This is a genomic window from Streptomyces sp. SJL17-4 (assembly GCF_036826855.1).
Lineage (GTDB): Bacteria > Actinomycetota > Actinomycetes > Streptomycetales > Streptomycetaceae > Streptomyces.
In genome coordinates this window covers 1,130,398-1,145,364 of the sequence record NZ_CP104578.1, presented here as the reverse complement: position 1 = coordinate 1,145,364, position 14,967 = coordinate 1,130,398, and the positions used below count along the sequence as shown (strand labels likewise).

The window sequence follows — 14,967 nt, the reverse complement described above, 5'->3', positions numbered from 1 at the left end:
CCTTCACGACCTCCTCGCTCCGCGCTAGTCGGCTGTGGCCGGAGCGGTGAGTTCGGCGGGGAGGTCGCGGGTGCCGGTGCGCAGGTGCTCGACGTGGTAAAGCGCCTGGTCGAGGAGTTCGGCGACGTGGTTGTCGTAGAGCGCGTAGACGATCGAGCGGCCGTGTCGCTCACCGGTCACGAGGCCGAGGTTGCGCAGTAGGCGGAGCTGGTGGGAGCAGGCCGAGGGCTCCATTCCGACGGCCGCGGCGAGCTCGCCGACCGAGGAGGGTCCTTCCCGCAGGCGGGCCAGGATGTACAGGCGCGAGGGTGTGGCGAGGGCCTGGAGGGTCGCGGCGACGTCGGTCGCACCGACCGTGTCGAGACGTTCGCGGGTGGTGCTGTTGGCGTTCGTTCCGTGGCCCATGCGACCATGATACGGACGAGACATGAAGACCTGTTCAGGTGTTCTTGTATGGTGGGTGGGTTGCCCATCCGCCCGCGAAGGGTTGCTTTGTCATGTCTTCTGTCCTGGAACGGCCCTCGACGGCTGCTGCCGGACCGGGCTCCGCGCCACCGCGTCGGCGCACTCGGATCCTGGCCCTCCCCGAGGCCCGCTGGGCGCTTGCGGCGCTGGTCCTGTTCCTGCTCGCCCTCCCGCTGTACCTGGCGGACGCACCGTCGTGGCTGTGGGGGCCGCTGTTCGCCGCGAGCTACGTCACCGGCGGCTGGGAGCCGGGCTGGGAGGGCCTGAAGGCCCTGAAGGACAAGACCCTGGACGTCGACCTGCTGATGGTCGTAGCGGCCGTCGGCGCGGCCGCGATCGGGCAGGTCCTCGACGGTGCGCTGCTGATCGTCATCTTCGCCACCTCGGGGGCCCTGGAGGCCGTCGCCACCGCCCGCACCGCCGACTCCGTACGCGGACTGCTCGACCTGGCACCGGAGACAGCGACGCGCGTGGCGGACGACGGTACGGAGGAGACCGTCCCAGCGGCGGATCTCGCCGTGGGCGACATCGTTCTCGTACGGCCGGGGGAGCGGATCGGGGCCGACGGCCGGGTACTCGACGGCGCCAGCGACGTCGACCAGGCCACCATCACTGGCGAGCCGCTGCCGGTCGCCAAGCAGGTGGGCGACGAGGTCTTCGCCGGTACCCTCAACGGTTCCGGCGTCCTGCGCGTGAAGGTCGAACGCGACCCGTCCGAGTCGGTGATCGCCCGGATCGTGGCGATGGTCGAGGTGGCCGCCGCGACCAAGGCGCCCACCCAGCTGTTCATCGAGAAGGTCGAGCAGCGCTACAGCCTCGGCATGGTCGCCGCCACGCTGCTGATCTTCGTGATCCCGATGCTCATGGGCGCGGAGCTCCAGTCCACGCTGCTACGGGCGATGACCTTCATGATCGTGGCTTCCCCGTGCGCCATCGTTCTTGCCACCATGCCGCCGCTGCTGTCGGCGATGGCCAACGCCGGCCGCCACGGTGTCCTGGTGAAGTCCGCCGTCGTCATGGAGCGCCTGGGCCAGATCGACGCGGTCGCGCTCGACAAGACCGGCACCCTGACCGAGGGAACCCCGCGGCTGACCGACCTGCGTGCCCTGGACGGCTCCGGCCTCGACGAGGACGCGCTCCTGCGCCTCGCGGCGGCAGCCGAGCACCCCAGCGAACACCCCCTCGCCCGCGCTGTGGTGGACGCCGCCCGCGCCCGTGGCCTGGAACTGCCGGCGGCCGAGGACTTCACCTCCACGCCCGGCACCGGTGTCACCGCCACTGTCGACGGCCATGCCGTCGCAGTCGGCAGCCCCGCCCGCCTCCTCGACGAACCGGCCCACCCGGCCGCGGTCCTGGCCGCCGCGCTGGAGGAGGAGGGTCGCACCGCCGTCGTGGTCACCCTCGACGGTCGCCCGGCCGGCGCCCTCGGGATCGCCGACCGGCTCCGTCCCGAGGCCGCCACCGCCACCCGCGCGCTGGCCGAACTGACGGGCCGCACCCCGGTCTTGGTCACCGGCGACAACCCGCGCGCCGCGGCCCGTCTCGCCGCCGAGGTCGGCATCACCGACGTACGGGCCGGACTGCTGCCCCAGGAGAAAGTCGCCGCCGTCCACGAACTCCAGAACAGCGGCGCCAAGGTCCTCGTCGTCGGCGACGGCGTCAACGACGCCCCGGCTCTCGCCGCCGCCCACACCGGCATCGCCATGGGCCGGGCCGGCTCCGACTTGGCCTTGGAGACCGCCGACGCCGTCGTCGTCCGCGACGAACTCGCCACCATCCCCACCGCCGTGAACCTCTCCCGTCGCGCCCGCAAGCTCGTGATCCAGAACCTCGTCATCGCGGGCACCTTCATCGCCGTCCTGGCCGTCTGGGACCTCGTCGGCACCCTGCCCCTGCCGCTCGGCGTCGCCGGACACGAGGGCTCCACCGTCCTCGTCGGCCTCAACGGCCTGCGCCTGCTCGCCGACGGCGCCTGGCGCCGCGCCCGCCCAGAGACCCGGTAGGACGTGCGATGAGCCTCCGTACGAACAAGCGCAAGGAGGCCGCCCCCACACGGGCGGGGGCGGCCTCCTGCACGGTCGCGGTGTGCCGAGGCTGCTGCTGCGGCAGACCCAAGATCCCCGGCGTCGACCACGCCGCACAACTGGCGGCCCTGCGCCGCACCATGCCGGACGGGGCGCAGGTCCGGGTCACCGGCTGCCTGGACTCCTGCGAGCGCGCCAACGTCATCGTCGTCCAGCCCTCCGCCGCCGGACGCGCGGCGGGCGGCCGGCCGGTCTGGCTCGGCCTCGTCCACGACGAGGACGCTGCCACCGACATCGCCGCCTGGATCGAGGCCGGTGGTCCCGGCCTCGCGGACCCGCCCGGTGTCCTCGAGCTCTACGCCTTCAGCCCCGCCCGCCGCGTCCGCGCCGAACTGCCCAACGGATAGGGCCCGGTCGTCAGGCCCCCTTTCCGAAGACGAGGACTTCGGTGGAGGCGAAGCCCATGCGGGCCGGGAAGCTGGCCTCCAGGGCGCAGCCGAGGGTCGCGAAGAGGTCCACGCACGTCTGGCGGGGCATGGCGGCCGGGTAGGAGTCGTGTCCCACCCCGCCCTTCGTCGCCCAGGCGCGCACCGTCGTCGGGTCCAGGCAGGTCTCCGTCATGACGTCGAAGACGATCCGGCCGCCGGGTCGCGTGACGCGTGCCATCTCGAAGAAGTAGCGGGAGGCATTGAGGAAGGTCACGGTGTTGAAGACCTTGTGGGCCTGGACGAGGTCGATGCTCCCGTCGGGCGTGGGGGCGAGGCTGCTGCCTGAGGTCGGTTGGGCGACCACCTTGAACGTGTCCACGAGGTAGTCGGCCCAGGGGGCCGCTGTCTCGTAGATCTCGTACGACAAGGGACCGGTGCCGGAGCCGACTTGGCCCTGGTTGCTGACGCGAGCCCGGGTCCCAGCGCATTCGTCGGCGAATGCCGCCTCCGAGGTCTGAAAGAATGATCAACCGCGCCAGGTCGGAGCCACGGGAACGACCTGTGCCGCACGAAGACGACGGATGGCGCGGGGCGGGGGACATTCGGTGGCGCGCGACAGGCTGCGGACCCGGTTTCGGTACTGGTTCGACGGGACGATGGACCGGGGAACACCGGCGCTGATCAGCTGGCTGGCGCTGGCCTCGGTACTGCTCATCGCGCTCGCCTCGACCCTGGTCGTGCTGTTCACCGACACGGACGCCGAGGACAACGGCGGCTGGTTCGGCGTGGCGTGGATGAGTCTGCTGCGCACGCTTGACGCCGGCACCATGGGCGGGGACACCGGCAGCCCGGTCTTCCTGGGCCTCATGCTGGTGGTGACGATCGGCGGCATCTTCCTCGTCAGCGCCCTGATCGGTGTCCTGACCACCGGCCTCAACCAGAAGATCCACGAGCTCCGCAAAGGCCGGTCGCAGCTCATGGAACGCGGTCACACCATCGTCCTCGGCTGGTCCGACCAGGTCTTCACGGTCATCGCGGAGCTCGTGGAGGCGAACCAGAGCGAACGGCGCTCGTGTGTCGTGCTCCTCGCGGACCGCGACAAGGTGTTCATGGAGGACGCCATCCGGGCCCGGATCCCGGACACCGGCAGCACCCGCGTTATCTGCCGCTCCGGCAGCCCGCTCGTCCGGACCGACCTGGAACTGGTCAGCCCGGACACGGCCAAGTCGATCATGGTGTTGCCGTCGGCCGACGAGGAGAAGGACGTCGAGGTCATCAAGGTCCTGCTGCTGCTGAACAGCCGGCCATGGCGGGGCGCCCGGCCGGACATCGTCGCCGCCGTGCACGACTCGGACAACATCGCCGCGGCCCGACTGGCCGCGGGCGAGGGCGCGTTGGTCATCGACGCCGAGGACATCGCCGTACGCCTCATCGCCCAGGCGCACCGCCAGACCGGTCTGTCGGGCGTCTTCAACGAACTGCTCAGCTTCGTCGGGAACGAGTTCTACCTCCGCGAGGAGCCCGCCCTGGTCGGGGCCACATACGGGACGGCGCTGCACGCCTACGAAGTCGGCGCTCCCGCCGGACTGCGGCGGGCGGACGGCGCGGTACTCGTCAACCCGCCCATGGACACGCTCATCGGCCCGGGCGACCAACTGCTCGTCATCGCGCAGGACGACCTGCTCATCCGGCTCGCCCGGACTCCTCCCCGGATCGTCGAATCGGCCATCACCTCGGCCCCGGCCGAGCCGCCACGGCGCGACCGCACCCTCCTCATCGGCGAGAACTCCCGTACGAGCAAGCTCGTCACGCTCCTCGACAGCTTCGTCCAGCCCGGATCCACCCTGGACATCGCCGCGCCCCGCCGCCCGGACACCGCGCTGGAACAGCCCACGGTGAACCTCACCGTGGGCTACAAGCACTGCGAACCCACCCGCAGGTCCTCGCTGGAGACCCTGAACCTGGGCGCCTACCAGCACATCGTCGTGCTCTCCGACGACACGATCGCGCCCGGCCCGGCCGACGACCGGACGCTCGTGACCCTGCTCCACCTGCGGGACATCGAGGTGCGCCTCGGCGACCCGTACTCGATCGTCACGGAGATGAACGACGACGCCAACCGCGAGGTCGCCCAAGTGACCAAGGCCGACGACTTCATCGTCAGCACCAAGGTGATCAGCCTGCTCCTGACCCAGCTGAGCGAGAACCGCGACCTGTACGACGTCTTCACCGACCTCTTCAACCCGGAGGGCTCGGAGATCTACCTCAAGCCGGCGTCGGACTACGTCGTCCTCGGCGCGGAGGCCGACTTCGCCACCGTCGTCGAGGCGGCCCGGCGGGAGGGCGAGACCGCGATCGGCTATCGTCTCGCCCGACACGGCGAGGCCCCGCCCAACTACGGGATCTTCCTCAATCCGTCGAAGACCGCCCCCCTGACCCTCGGGCCCGCGGATGCGATCGTCGTCCTCGCGGAGGGCTAGGACCCCCGCCGTGCGCGAAGGGCCAGGTCAGTTCATGTGGTCGAACAGGACCGCCAGACCCACCACCAGGCCGACCGCCACCAACGTGACGAGCAGTGCGTAGAGAGCACACAACCAACCGGTGACGATTGCTCCGAGAGCCCACCAGCGCCCTCCCAATCCCTGGCGCTTCGCCCGACGGCGGGCGACGTGCCCGGCGACGATCGCGGTCAGGGAGGAGAGTTCGACCAGCACCAGCCAGCCGAGCGTCAGGGGAACGTAGAGCGTGCCCGCCGAGCCCCACACGCTGCCGCTGGCCACGATCACCGCGAACACCGCGGCCCCGACGCTGATGTTCGCTGCCCGGTTCTCCGGCTCGGCCGGAACGGCGTCCCCCGTTTCGATCATGTCGGGGACCCTAACAGCAGGGGGATCAGGAGGTTGCAGTCGCCCTGGGAACCGAGGCGGCCACGGTCGTCGCCCCGGCCGTGCCCGACGTGGCGGGCTGGCGGATCGACGCCGGACGCCGACTCGACGAGGTCGAGGACGCCACCGGCATCGCCCTGCCCGAGGACGAGGACTACGACACCGTGGCCGGCCTGGTCATCGACCGCCTCGGCCGCTTCGCGACGATCGGCGACACCCTCACCGTCGACGACGTCCGCATCGAGTTCCTCAGCCTCGACCGCCACGTCCCCGAGCGCGTCCGCATCGAGCGGTCCGCCGACGCCGCCGAGCAGGCCGAGGAGGCCCAGGCATGAGCTTCCCCATGGCTCTCTTCATCACCGTGCTGCTGCTCATCGGCAGCGGCTTCTTCGTCGCCGCCGAGTTCGCCCTCGTCGCGGCCAAGCGCCACCGCATCGAGAAGGCCGTCGCCGACGGGCAGCGCGGTGCGAAGGCGGCGCTCGCGGGCATGCGCGAGCTGTCGCTGATGCTCGCTGGCGCCCAGCTCGGCATCACCATCTGCACCCTGGGCCTCGCTTCCATCTCCAAGCCCGCTGTCTCCCACGAGCTCGACCCGCTGCTGGTCAAGCTCGGTCCGCCCACCGGCCTCAGTTATGCCGTCTCCTTCGCCGTCGCCATGATCATCGTGGTCTTCCTCCACATGGTCGTCGGCGAGCTGGCCCCGAAGTCCTGGGCCATCGCCCACCCCGAGCGCTCCGCCATGCTCCTCACCCCGCCCTTCCGGGCCCTGGTCAAGACCGTCCGGCCGCTCATCTGGCTGCTGAACAAGGTCCAGCAACGCACTTGTACGGATGGGCCGTGTGCAGCCACGGGACGAACTGGCCGCCGTCCACAACCGCGAGCAGCTCACCCACCTCGTCGAGGAGTCCGAGCGACTCGGCCTGATCAACAAGACGGACTCGCAGCTGATCACCCGCTCGCTCACCGAGCCCCAGACCCCGGTCGCCGAGCTGCAGACGCCGGCCGCCGACGCCGACCTTGACACCGTCCTCGAGCGCGCGGCCGACGCCGGCCGCTCCCGCCTCCTCGTACGGGAGACGGACCGGATCCTGGGGTCCGTGCACGCACGCGACGCTCTCGTCGCCGCCTCCCGCGGCCGGAACGCCGTGGCCCGCGACCTCGTCCGCCCCGTACCCGAGCTCGCCGGCACCGACACGGTCTCGCACGCCGTCGAGCAGCTGCGCCGCCGCCGTGCTTCTCTGGCGCTGGTACGGGATGGGGGAGGAACCGTGACGGGACTGGTCAGTCTCGACGACCTGCTGGTCCGGCTGATGGGTCCGCAGACGGCGTCCTGATCGACGCCGTCCGGCCACCGGCTGCGTATTACGCCGCGGACCGCTCCCGTACGGGTGTGTGCGCAGGCCACCGCTGGTGAAGGGCGTCGATGTGGAAGGTGTGGCTGTGACTGCGGCCGGGGACATCGGCGAGGTGAGGGTGGTCGCCGGGTAGATCGGGGTGGGAGTGCGTCAGCTCCGCGGGATCGGTACGCGGCCACAGGCGTACGGCGACCGCGGCGGCGGCGAGGGCGATGGCGGTGAGCACGGCGGCTGACACGGCCAGGCCGGCCTGGGCGGCGAGCCAGCCGGCCAGCGGGTAGGTGACGAGCCAGCAGGCGTGCGTGAGGGAGAACTGGGCGGCGAAGGCCGCGGGCAGATCCGGTGCCGCCGCGGAGCGGCGTAGCAGTCGTCCGCCGGGGGTGAGGATCGCGGAGGTTGCGGCCCCGATGACCAGCCAGGCGGCCAGCAGGAGCGGCCACGTCAGCGCGCCTCCGCCGAGAATGGCCGCCAGCAATGCGAGCGCGCCGGTCATGGCGAAGGCGGCGGGCAGCATCAGAGTCCGGTCACCCAGGCGTCCGACGGCCCGCGGCAGCAGCAGCGCGACGATCATCGAGCCGGCCCCGTACGCCCCCAGCGCGAGTGACACGTCACCGGCCGAGTGGTCGAGGGTGTCCCTCACCAGGACGACCGTGTTGACCAGCACCATGGCGCCGACGGCCGCGACCACGAAGTCGAGCGCGAGAAGGGCCCGCAGGCGTGGGGTGGCGAGGAAGAGGCGGGTCCCGAAGGCGGCCTTCGCGTAGACGCCGCCGGTGCGTTCGACCGGCAGGGGCTTGGGCAGCAGGACGGAGACGACCAGGACTCCGGAGACCACGAAACCGGCGGCCGTGCCGGTGAAGAGCCAGTTGTACGAGACGAGCGAGAGCAGCGCGGCGGCCAGTACGGGGCTGAAGAGGCTTTCCAGGTCGTAGGCGAGCCGGGAGAGCGACAGGGCGTGGGTGTAGTCGTCCTCGTCGGGCAGTACCTCGGGGATGGTCGCCTGGAAGGTAGGGGTGAATACAGCGGACGCGCCTTGGAGCAGGAAGATCAGGATGTAGACCTGCCACACCTCGGTGACGAACGGCAAGGTCAGGGCGACGCCCGCACGGATGAGGTCCATGGTGACGAGCAGCGCCCGCCGGGGTATCCGGTCGGCGAAGGCACTGATCAGCGGGGCTATGCCAACGTACGCGACCATCTTGATGGCCAGGGCGGTGCCCAGCACAGCCGAGGCGCTCCCGCCGGCGAGGTCGTACGCGAGCAGGCTCAGGGCCACGGTCGCCAGACCGGTGCCCACGAGGGCGACGACCTGGGCGGTGAACAGGTGGCGATAGGTGCGGTTCCTCAGGACGGACAGCATGCGGGCATCCCTCGGTCGGCAGCAGGTGATTCCAGCCTAGCCGAAGCGTGCATATGTGCGCACCTATTGATTTGTGGGGTCCGGCATGGCGGCGCTGACCGTGCCCTCGCCGCGCTGCAAGCATGGTGGTTGCGGGCGATCCGGGTGGCCGATCCTCGCGGTCCTCCTGTGGCCAACGCGGAAGGATCACATCATGATCGACTGGCCCCAGATCCTCTACGGCGCAGCCCTCTCCGCCATCGTGGCCGCCCTGCTGCTCGCACTCGCCCTGCGCCCTCGACGGCCGGCCGCCATCATCATGGGAGCCCTCGCGGCCGCGGCCGGAGCGATCGCCTGGAACGGCATCTTGCGCGCCGCGCACGGGGACCGGTTCTTCACCGACGCGTCCTTGGCGGTCCTTCCCGTCAGCTGGCAGGACACCGGCTCCGGTGTCTTCGCCCTGGCAGCCGCAGCCCTCGTGCTGGGGCTCGGCCCCTTGCGAGCCGAGCCGGCCCGTCGGGCGGTCGGCGGCGCTCTCCTCGCCGGACTCGCCGCCCTGGTCGTCGACGTCTACCTGTACTGAGGTCCTGGCGACCCGCAGCCGGCCTCAGTCGTGCCAGGGTTCGCCGGTCACCTGGTGGTCGGCGTGGCTGATCGCCTCGACGACCAGGCGCTTGAGGTGGCCGTCCGGCAGTGAGTAGACCACGCGACGGCCTTCCTTACGCGACTCGACGAGGCCGCCGAGCCGGAGCTTCGCCAGATGCTGGCTGACCGCGGGCCGGGCGGCGCCGACCGCCTCTGCGAGCGCGGTCACGTCCGACTCCCCGCGGGCCAGCAGCCACACCAGGTGCAGCCGGGTCGCGTCGGCGAGCAGCGCGAAGACGCCGGCCGCCGCCAGAAGCTCGCGAGAGCTGGGGGTGTGCTGATGCGCAGAAGTGGCAGCTGGAGAGGTGTCGCGTGAGGACATGCAAGCATCGTAGGCGCACGGCACGGGCGGCACCGCGACGGATGTCGCACGCAGCCCATCTCCGCATGGGCGGTTGGGAAGGGGCTGGAGCGCCGGTTCCGAAGGGGGTCCGCACAGGCCGCTGCAGGAGACACCTGCAGTGTGGTGAGGGCGCCCGGCCAGAGGACGCAGACGAGCCGGCGGGATCTGAGCGGATGCCTCAACGCCAGCGCCGCCATGCCGAAGCCCCGTCGTGGGCGATGCGGACTGCGTGCTGTCACTCGCCAGATTCGTCGATCAGGTCTTCTGTGATCCATCCATAGGGGACCAGTGCTTCGCCGTTGCTGCGCCTCCAACGAGCCTGGACCGCACTGCGGAAAGGCTCGTCGTCGAGGTCGGCGTGCTCCATGACGATGACCTGGAGCGTTGACCCTGGGGACCACTTGGGGACCACACGGTGTGCGCGGCGGTGCACGATGGGCCCTCGCGTGCACAACCTACGCCCGGATTAAGTCCGCTATATCCAGAAAATACCCTTGACTCTCACTCCTGGGGGTCAAGGGGTCGCAGGTTCAAATCCTGTCGTCCCGACTTTTCGAAGTCGTGGGTCAAGGGGCCGTTTCAGAGCAATCTGAAACGGCCCCTTGACCGTTTTGGGGGACCGCTTGAGGGTCAACTCGCCCTTGACCGGTCAGCGCGCGACCACGACAGGGCTCGGCAGGGACCGCGGCGCGCGGAGCACGCTGAGGTGTGCCGAGAGGGCGGCACCGACGGCGGTGGCGAACCAGGTGAGTCCGGTGTGCCGGAGGTCGTGGCGGCTCGCCCCAGGCCCGGTACTCGCCGTTCGAGGCGGCCACGAGCGCGTCGGCCGGCTCGGCGAGCGCTTCCCGGTCGGGCAGCGTCAGTGCTCGCGGGTCGAGGAGTTCGTCCTCGGCTGATGGACGGCGCCATCGACGGCATCGGGCCCCGGTGTCCCGGGCGGCAGGCAGTCCTGGGGCTGCGCGCCTACGTGGCCGGGTCGGGCAGATGGGCTCTTCACTCAGGGCCGCTCCAGTCGAAGGGGAAGTGCTTGCTCGACTTCCCGGTGCGTTCCCAGGCGAAGCCGAACGCGTCCGCGCGGTCGACGGTGGACCGCCCCCATGTGGCGATCTGGCCCGGCCCCACCTCGGAGCCCGGCGAGTTGAGGACCTGGACGCGTGCGCCGTTCGGGGTGGTCGGGCCGGTGAGCGCCTCGGCGGTCGCCGTGACACGGCCCGGGATCTCGGCTCGCCACGCGGCGAGATCCTCGTCGATCTCCACGTGGATGGGGACGACGTCCATGCCCCGCATCTCGGGGTGGAACATCGCCACGAACTCCGCCGGCCATCCGCCCGCCTCACCGCCGAAGACGGTCCCGAGCGCGGCCCGCTGCCGGTCGTCGGCACGCTCGTCCAGGAAGACCGCGGCGTAGGGCTCGGTATGCGTGCCGGCCCACGGGTTGCCCTCGAACGACCCGAGCATCAGGACATTGAGATCGTCGAGCCGTACCTCCCCGAAGTTGCCCTCCCGGATGTGCCAGACCATGACGCCTTCGCAGTCGCCGTAGGTCGGGGGCTGCGCGAACGTGCACGGGCACGGAATCGCGCACTTGCATACGTCGAACCAGTCGCCGGCCAGATGCCAGCGCGTGCCGGTGGTGGCCTGCTGTGTCATGTCGCTTCCTCCAGCCGAGCCCCGAGGAGCTCACTCGGAGTGGCGAGACCGCGCTTCCCGAGCCCGTTCCGGGGATCGGAGGACGGTCTCCCTTCCAGCTTGCACCTCACGTGCCCGGCGGGAAACCGGCCGACGTCAGCGGTGGCCCGCGCCCCAGCCCGGTCCGGCTGGTGGGCACGCCCGAGGGCCGCCTCCCCCTGACGTGCCGGTGTCCGACGGCATTACCGCGTGCGCACAGAGGATTACATGCCGTCCATGGGTGGCATCGAGCCCTCCAGCCCAGGCAGCATCCAGTCCTGGAACGGTGCGAGCAACGCCAGGACGAGGAAGGCGATGCCCACGACACCACTGAGGAGGACGCCCCGGGACCACAGCTTCTCCACGAAGATCACCACGGCCAGTCCGGCCATCGCCGCCACGTTCATCATGCCGAGCGGAACGAAGACGACCATCAGCCCGGCACAGCAGCCGACGCAGTACGCGCCGTGGTGGACGCCCACCCGCAGGTCGCGGGCCGGTCGCCGGAAGCCGGCGTAACGCACCAGATGACTCAGCGGGTCACGACAGTGCCGCAGACAGACGTTCTTGAGGGGACCGAGCTGATACAGGCCGGCGAGCAGGAAGGCGACCGCACCGATCCAGCGTCCGGCGGTGGGATGGTCGTCCACCAGGCCGCCCGTGATGGCCAGGGCCGCATAGGCGAGTAGTCCGAAGGCGGTCCACACGAGCAGGTATCCGCCCACGAACTCGACGGTGCGGGCGGTCCGGGTCCAGCCGGAGGACTGGCGGCCGATCCCACGTACCCAGGTGATGGCCACCGGTGCCATGGACGGAAGCATCATGGCCGCCATCATCGTCACCCAGAGCAGCAGGAACAGGGGCAGCGTCATCCCCATGGTGCCGGGCTCGACGCCCATGTCCCGGGCCTGACCGATCGTCAGAACCCAGGCGGGCACCGCGATCAGGACGACGAGGATCCAGGCGGCCGCGAGATCCCGCTTGGGCTGCAACCCCCCGCCGGCTCCGGTCGGGGCGGTCGACCGGGCGGATACGAAGGCGGAGATCCGGCTGCGACGCATCGGCGTGCCTTCCTGCGGCTGCTTCCAGAACAGCACACGTCCCCCTGCGACGCGACCGGGACCGGCGCGGCAGCGGTCCTCGCGGACCGCCGGCTCGGCGAACGCGCAGGTCCGAGCGACATGAACCCGCCATCGCGCATACGTCGCGATGGCGGGCCCCGGTCCCAGCGGGCACGGAGTGCGGAGAGGGCCGGCGCTCAGACCGCGGCCGGGGAAGGCTGCCACGTGTTCGGCAGGTCGATGCGGACCGTCCGGTCGCAGAGCCGTTCCACCTGTGCGGGGTCGTGCGAGACGAGCAGGACAGTCCGGTTGCCCCGCAGAGCCGCCACGGACTCCTCGACCGTGTCGCGGCTCCGTTCGTCCAGGGCGCTTGTCGGCTCGTCGAGCAGGAGGGCCGCGGGTTCGAGGGCCAAGGCCCGGGCCAGGCAGAGCCGTTGGCGCTGGCCGTTGGACAGCGTCTGGGCCGGCGTGTCCAGCCGATCGGAGATCTCGCTCCACAGGCCCGCCTCGCGCAGTGCCTGCTCGACGCGGTCGTGCATCTCCGTCCGGGACGCCCGTACCAGGTGACGGAGGCCGAACAGGGCGTTGTCCAGGATGCTGCCGCCGAAGACCACGGGGGTCTGCGGTACCAGGACGACGGTGCTGCGCAGGCCGGCGTCCCCCTTGCCGTACCGGACGGGACGGCCGAGGACCTCCACCTCGCCCTGACGGCGGAGCCCGTGGGGCAGCAGGTCGACCAGGGCACGTAGCACGGTGGACTTGCCGGCGCCCGACGGACCGCACAGGCCGGTGGTGGATCCGGCGGCCAGTTCGAACGTCACTGGTCCGACCAGGCGCTTGGTGCCGTCGAGGATCTGCAGGTCGCGGACCGCGATGACAGTCCTGTCGACCATCTTGTCCGTGGTCGTGACACGGGTCGTCACGTCGTCCATCGTCGTGCTCCTTCGAAGCGGTTGCGCAGGAGGACCGCCAGGCTGAGCAGGCCCGCGGTGATCAGGACCAGGACGAGGGCGCTGCCCCACGCCTGGGCGATCGCCTCCGGGGCGCCCGAGTCCTGCGACAGAGTGAAGATGTGCGTGGGCAGGGCCTGGACCGGAGCGTTGACGATGCCGGTCGGGAGGGCGGGGGCTCCGAAGAACACCGTGGCGGTGAAGATGAGGGGGGCCGTCTCGCCCGCCGCGCGGGCCAGGCCGAGCAGGAGGCCGGTGAGCGTGGCCGGCCAGGTGTACGGGATGACCACGGAGCGGACGTACTGGGAGGTGGTGAGGCCCAGGGCGAATGCGGCCTCGGTGATCTCCGCCGGCATGCTCCGGATCCGGCCCGCGGTGGTGAGGGCGACCACCGGCACCACCACGGGCACCAGGACCACGGCGCCGGCCAGCCAGGAACGGCCCCAGCCCATGGTCGTGCAGAAGAGGACGTACCCCGCGAGGCCCAGCAGGATGGTGGGCGTCCCGCCGATCGCCACGGTCAGCGTCTCCAGGACGCGGGCGGTTCTCGCGGAGGCCCGCGTGCCGATCATGACGCCCGCTCCGTAACCGAGCGGCAGCGCGATCAGCGCCGTCGTCGCAAGGAGCAGGAGCGTACCGAGGATCTGGTCGCGTATGCCGCCACCTGCCGCGCCTTCGGAGGGCGAGAACCAGAAGGCCGGATCGAGCGCCGCGCCGCCGCGGGCCAGCAGGATGCCGAGCATGCCGACGAGCAGGGCCCCCGGCAGCAGCAGTGCCCCGAGACGGACGACGGCGGTGAGCCGGTCCTTCGGAGTGCGCAGCCACGCGGAGGACCGACGGGCACGCGGAGCGCGCGCGGCCCGTCCCGTGGAGCCGCGGGTGCCCCATACGGTGGCGACGGCGACCAGGGCCAGCAGGATGATGCCGAGACCGCACAGTGCTGCGAAGTACGGGCCGGAGGTGCCCGCGAGCATCGGCTCGGGGCCGGCCAGCTTGGTGGTGAGCGTCTGACCGGGGCGCACGAGGGAGGAGAAGATGTCCCCCGACGACTCCGGCAACCGTCCGTCGGCGCGGCCGATGACCATGAAGACCGCGATGGCCTCGCCCAGTGCCCGGGCCAGGCCGAGGAGGACACCGGCGCGCATGCCCGACCGGGCCTGGGGCAGGACGGCGGACCGGACGACCTCGCGGCGGGTCAGGCCGAGGGAGTACGCGGTCTCCCGGTACCGGCCGGGCACGGCGGCCAGGGCGTCCACGCTGACCGCCACGATCGTCGGCATGATCATCACAGCCAGGACGATGCCGGCTGCGAGGAGGCTGTCACCGCCGGGCACGTCGCCGAGGTCCGCCACGAACGGCCTGATCACCATGATGCCGATCAGGCCGTAGACGATGGAGGGGACTGCCGCCAGGAGTTCGATGCTCAGGCGCAGCGGCTTGGCGAGGCGGGGCGGCAGGTACTCGGACAAGGCGACGGCCGCCGCCCAGCCGACAGGGACGGCGAGCGACAGTGCCAGGACGCATACGGCCGCCGAGCCGTAGATCATGGCGAGGCCGCCGAAGGCGAGAGTCCCCGGACTCCAGGTGGATGAGGTGAACAGGGCCGCCCAGTCGACCGTTCCGCTCGCGATGCCCGTGACCAGGTAGCCGAGCAGGACCGTGAGGGTGAGCAGCACGGACAGGATGCCGCTGTACGCCCAACCCCAGACCCATCTCGCCCGGCTGCCGCGGCCGCTCCCGGAGGACGGCCGCGACGCGGCGGGTCCGGGCGCCTGGGCGGGGCGCTCCAGAGTGAGCCCCATGG

Annotated in this window: 14 protein-coding genes and 3 pseudogenes; 7 read left to right on the top strand and 10 right to left on the bottom strand. The window is 71.1% G+C overall.

The features are described from left to right. Positions 1 to 24: 24 nt before the first annotated feature. Positions 25 to 405 (bottom strand): metalloregulator ArsR/SmtB family transcription factor, encoded by a 381-nt coding sequence (locus N5875_RS05000; RefSeq protein WP_318209429.1) that lies wholly within the window; start codon positions 403 to 405, stop codon positions 25 to 27. Between the two features lie 92 nt (positions 406 to 497). Here N5875_RS05000 and N5875_RS04995 point away from each other — a divergent pair, with 92 nt between their 5' ends. Together N5875_RS04995 and N5875_RS04990 are read left to right on the top strand one after the other, a co-directional pair. Then, positions 498 to 2,468 (top strand): heavy metal translocating P-type ATPase, encoded by a 1,971-nt coding sequence (locus N5875_RS04995; protein WP_318209428.1) that lies wholly within the window; start codon positions 498 to 500, stop codon positions 2,466 to 2,468. A gap of 8 nt (positions 2,469 to 2,476) precedes the next feature. Continuing rightward, positions 2,477 to 2,896: a (2Fe-2S) ferredoxin domain-containing protein gene (locus N5875_RS04990; protein ID WP_318209427.1), complete on the top strand. Its 420-nt coding sequence runs from the start codon at positions 2,477 to 2,479 to the stop codon at positions 2,894 to 2,896. A 10-nt stretch (positions 2,897 to 2,906) separates the two neighbouring features. Here the strand turns inward: N5875_RS04990 and N5875_RS04985 are convergent. Next, a pseudogene (locus N5875_RS04985) lies at positions 2,907 to 3,338 on the bottom strand (methyltransferase domain-containing protein); the annotation flags it as partial. A gap of 184 nt (positions 3,339 to 3,522) precedes the next feature. Between N5875_RS04985 and N5875_RS04980 the strand changes: the two are divergent. Then, positions 3,523 to 5,397, top strand: coding sequence for a potassium transporter TrkA (locus tag N5875_RS04980; RefSeq protein WP_318209426.1), 1,875 nt, complete (start codon positions 3,523 to 3,525; stop codon positions 5,395 to 5,397). A 27-nt stretch (positions 5,398 to 5,424) separates the two neighbouring features. On the opposite strand, the gene N5875_RS04975 is transcribed toward N5875_RS04980, so the two are convergent. Further along, positions 5,425 to 5,784 carry a DUF4190 domain-containing protein gene (locus N5875_RS04975; protein WP_318209425.1) on the bottom strand — a complete coding sequence of 120 codons (360 nt, stop codon included), beginning with the start codon at positions 5,782 to 5,784 and terminating at the stop codon, positions 5,425 to 5,427. A gap of 53 nt (positions 5,785 to 5,837) precedes the next feature. On the opposite strand from N5875_RS04975, the pseudogene N5875_RS04970 reads away from it, so the two are divergent. Further along, positions 5,838 to 6,137: pseudogene (locus N5875_RS04970) on the top strand (transporter associated domain-containing protein); the annotation flags it as partial. Further along, a pseudogene (locus tag N5875_RS04965) lies at positions 6,134 to 7,136 on the top strand (hemolysin family protein). The pseudogenes N5875_RS04970 and N5875_RS04965, both read left to right, overlap by 4 nt. Before the next feature lie 28 nt (positions 7,137 to 7,164). Here N5875_RS04965 and N5875_RS04960 read toward each other — a convergent pair. Beyond that, complete coding sequence (locus N5875_RS04960) at positions 7,165 to 8,517, bottom strand: MFS transporter (protein ID WP_318209424.1); 1,353 nt, start codon at positions 8,515 to 8,517, stop codon at positions 7,165 to 7,167. A 193-nt stretch (positions 8,518 to 8,710) separates the two neighbouring features. Here N5875_RS04960 and N5875_RS04955 point away from each other — a divergent pair, with 193 nt between their 5' ends. Then, positions 8,711 to 9,079 (top strand): hypothetical protein, encoded by a 369-nt coding sequence (locus tag N5875_RS04955; RefSeq protein ID WP_318209423.1) that lies wholly within the window; start codon positions 8,711 to 8,713, stop codon positions 9,077 to 9,079. Positions 9,080 to 9,103: 24 nt separating this feature from the next. Here N5875_RS04955 and N5875_RS04950 read toward each other — a convergent pair whose 3' ends face one another. Both N5875_RS04950 and N5875_RS04945 read right to left on the bottom strand, forming a co-directional pair. Beyond that, positions 9,104 to 9,463: a metalloregulator ArsR/SmtB family transcription factor gene (locus tag N5875_RS04950; RefSeq protein WP_318209422.1), complete on the bottom strand. Its 360-nt coding sequence runs from the start codon at positions 9,461 to 9,463 to the stop codon at positions 9,104 to 9,106. 256 nt (positions 9,464 to 9,719) lie between these two features. Then, a complete protein-coding gene (locus N5875_RS04945) occupies positions 9,720 to 9,851 on the bottom strand; it encodes a hypothetical protein (protein ID WP_318209421.1) in 132 nt (43 codons plus the stop codon). 388 nt (positions 9,852 to 10,239) lie between these two features. On the opposite strand from N5875_RS04945, the gene N5875_RS04940 reads away from it, so the two are divergent. Then, positions 10,240 to 10,380 carry a hypothetical protein gene (locus tag N5875_RS04940; RefSeq protein WP_338492045.1) on the top strand — a complete coding sequence of 47 codons (141 nt, stop codon included), beginning with the start codon at positions 10,240 to 10,242 and terminating at the stop codon, positions 10,378 to 10,380. Positions 10,381 to 10,477: 97 nt separating this feature from the next. Here N5875_RS04940 and N5875_RS04935 read toward each other — a convergent pair whose 3' ends face one another. From N5875_RS04935 to pstC, 4 genes are all read right to left on the bottom strand, one after another. Next, positions 10,478 to 11,134, bottom strand: coding sequence for a DUF1326 domain-containing protein (locus N5875_RS04935; RefSeq protein WP_318209420.1), 657 nt, complete (start codon positions 11,132 to 11,134; stop codon positions 10,478 to 10,480). A gap of 242 nt (positions 11,135 to 11,376) precedes the next feature. After that, positions 11,377 to 12,249 (bottom strand): DUF2182 domain-containing protein, encoded by an 873-nt coding sequence (locus N5875_RS04930; RefSeq protein WP_338492043.1) that lies wholly within the window; start codon positions 12,247 to 12,249, stop codon positions 11,377 to 11,379. Positions 12,250 to 12,410: 161 nt separating this feature from the next. Beyond that, the gene (locus tag N5875_RS04925; protein ID WP_318209781.1) at positions 12,411 to 13,106 is read right to left on the bottom strand and encodes an ATP-binding cassette domain-containing protein; all 696 of its coding nucleotides are present in this window, start codon (positions 13,104 to 13,106) and stop codon (positions 12,411 to 12,413) included. A 26-nt stretch (positions 13,107 to 13,132) separates the two neighbouring features. Next, positions 13,133 to 14,965: a phosphate ABC transporter permease subunit PstC gene (pstC, locus tag N5875_RS04920; RefSeq protein WP_338492042.1), complete on the bottom strand. Its 1,833-nt coding sequence runs from the start codon at positions 14,963 to 14,965 to the stop codon at positions 13,133 to 13,135. Positions 14,966 to 14,967 lie beyond the last annotated feature (2 nt).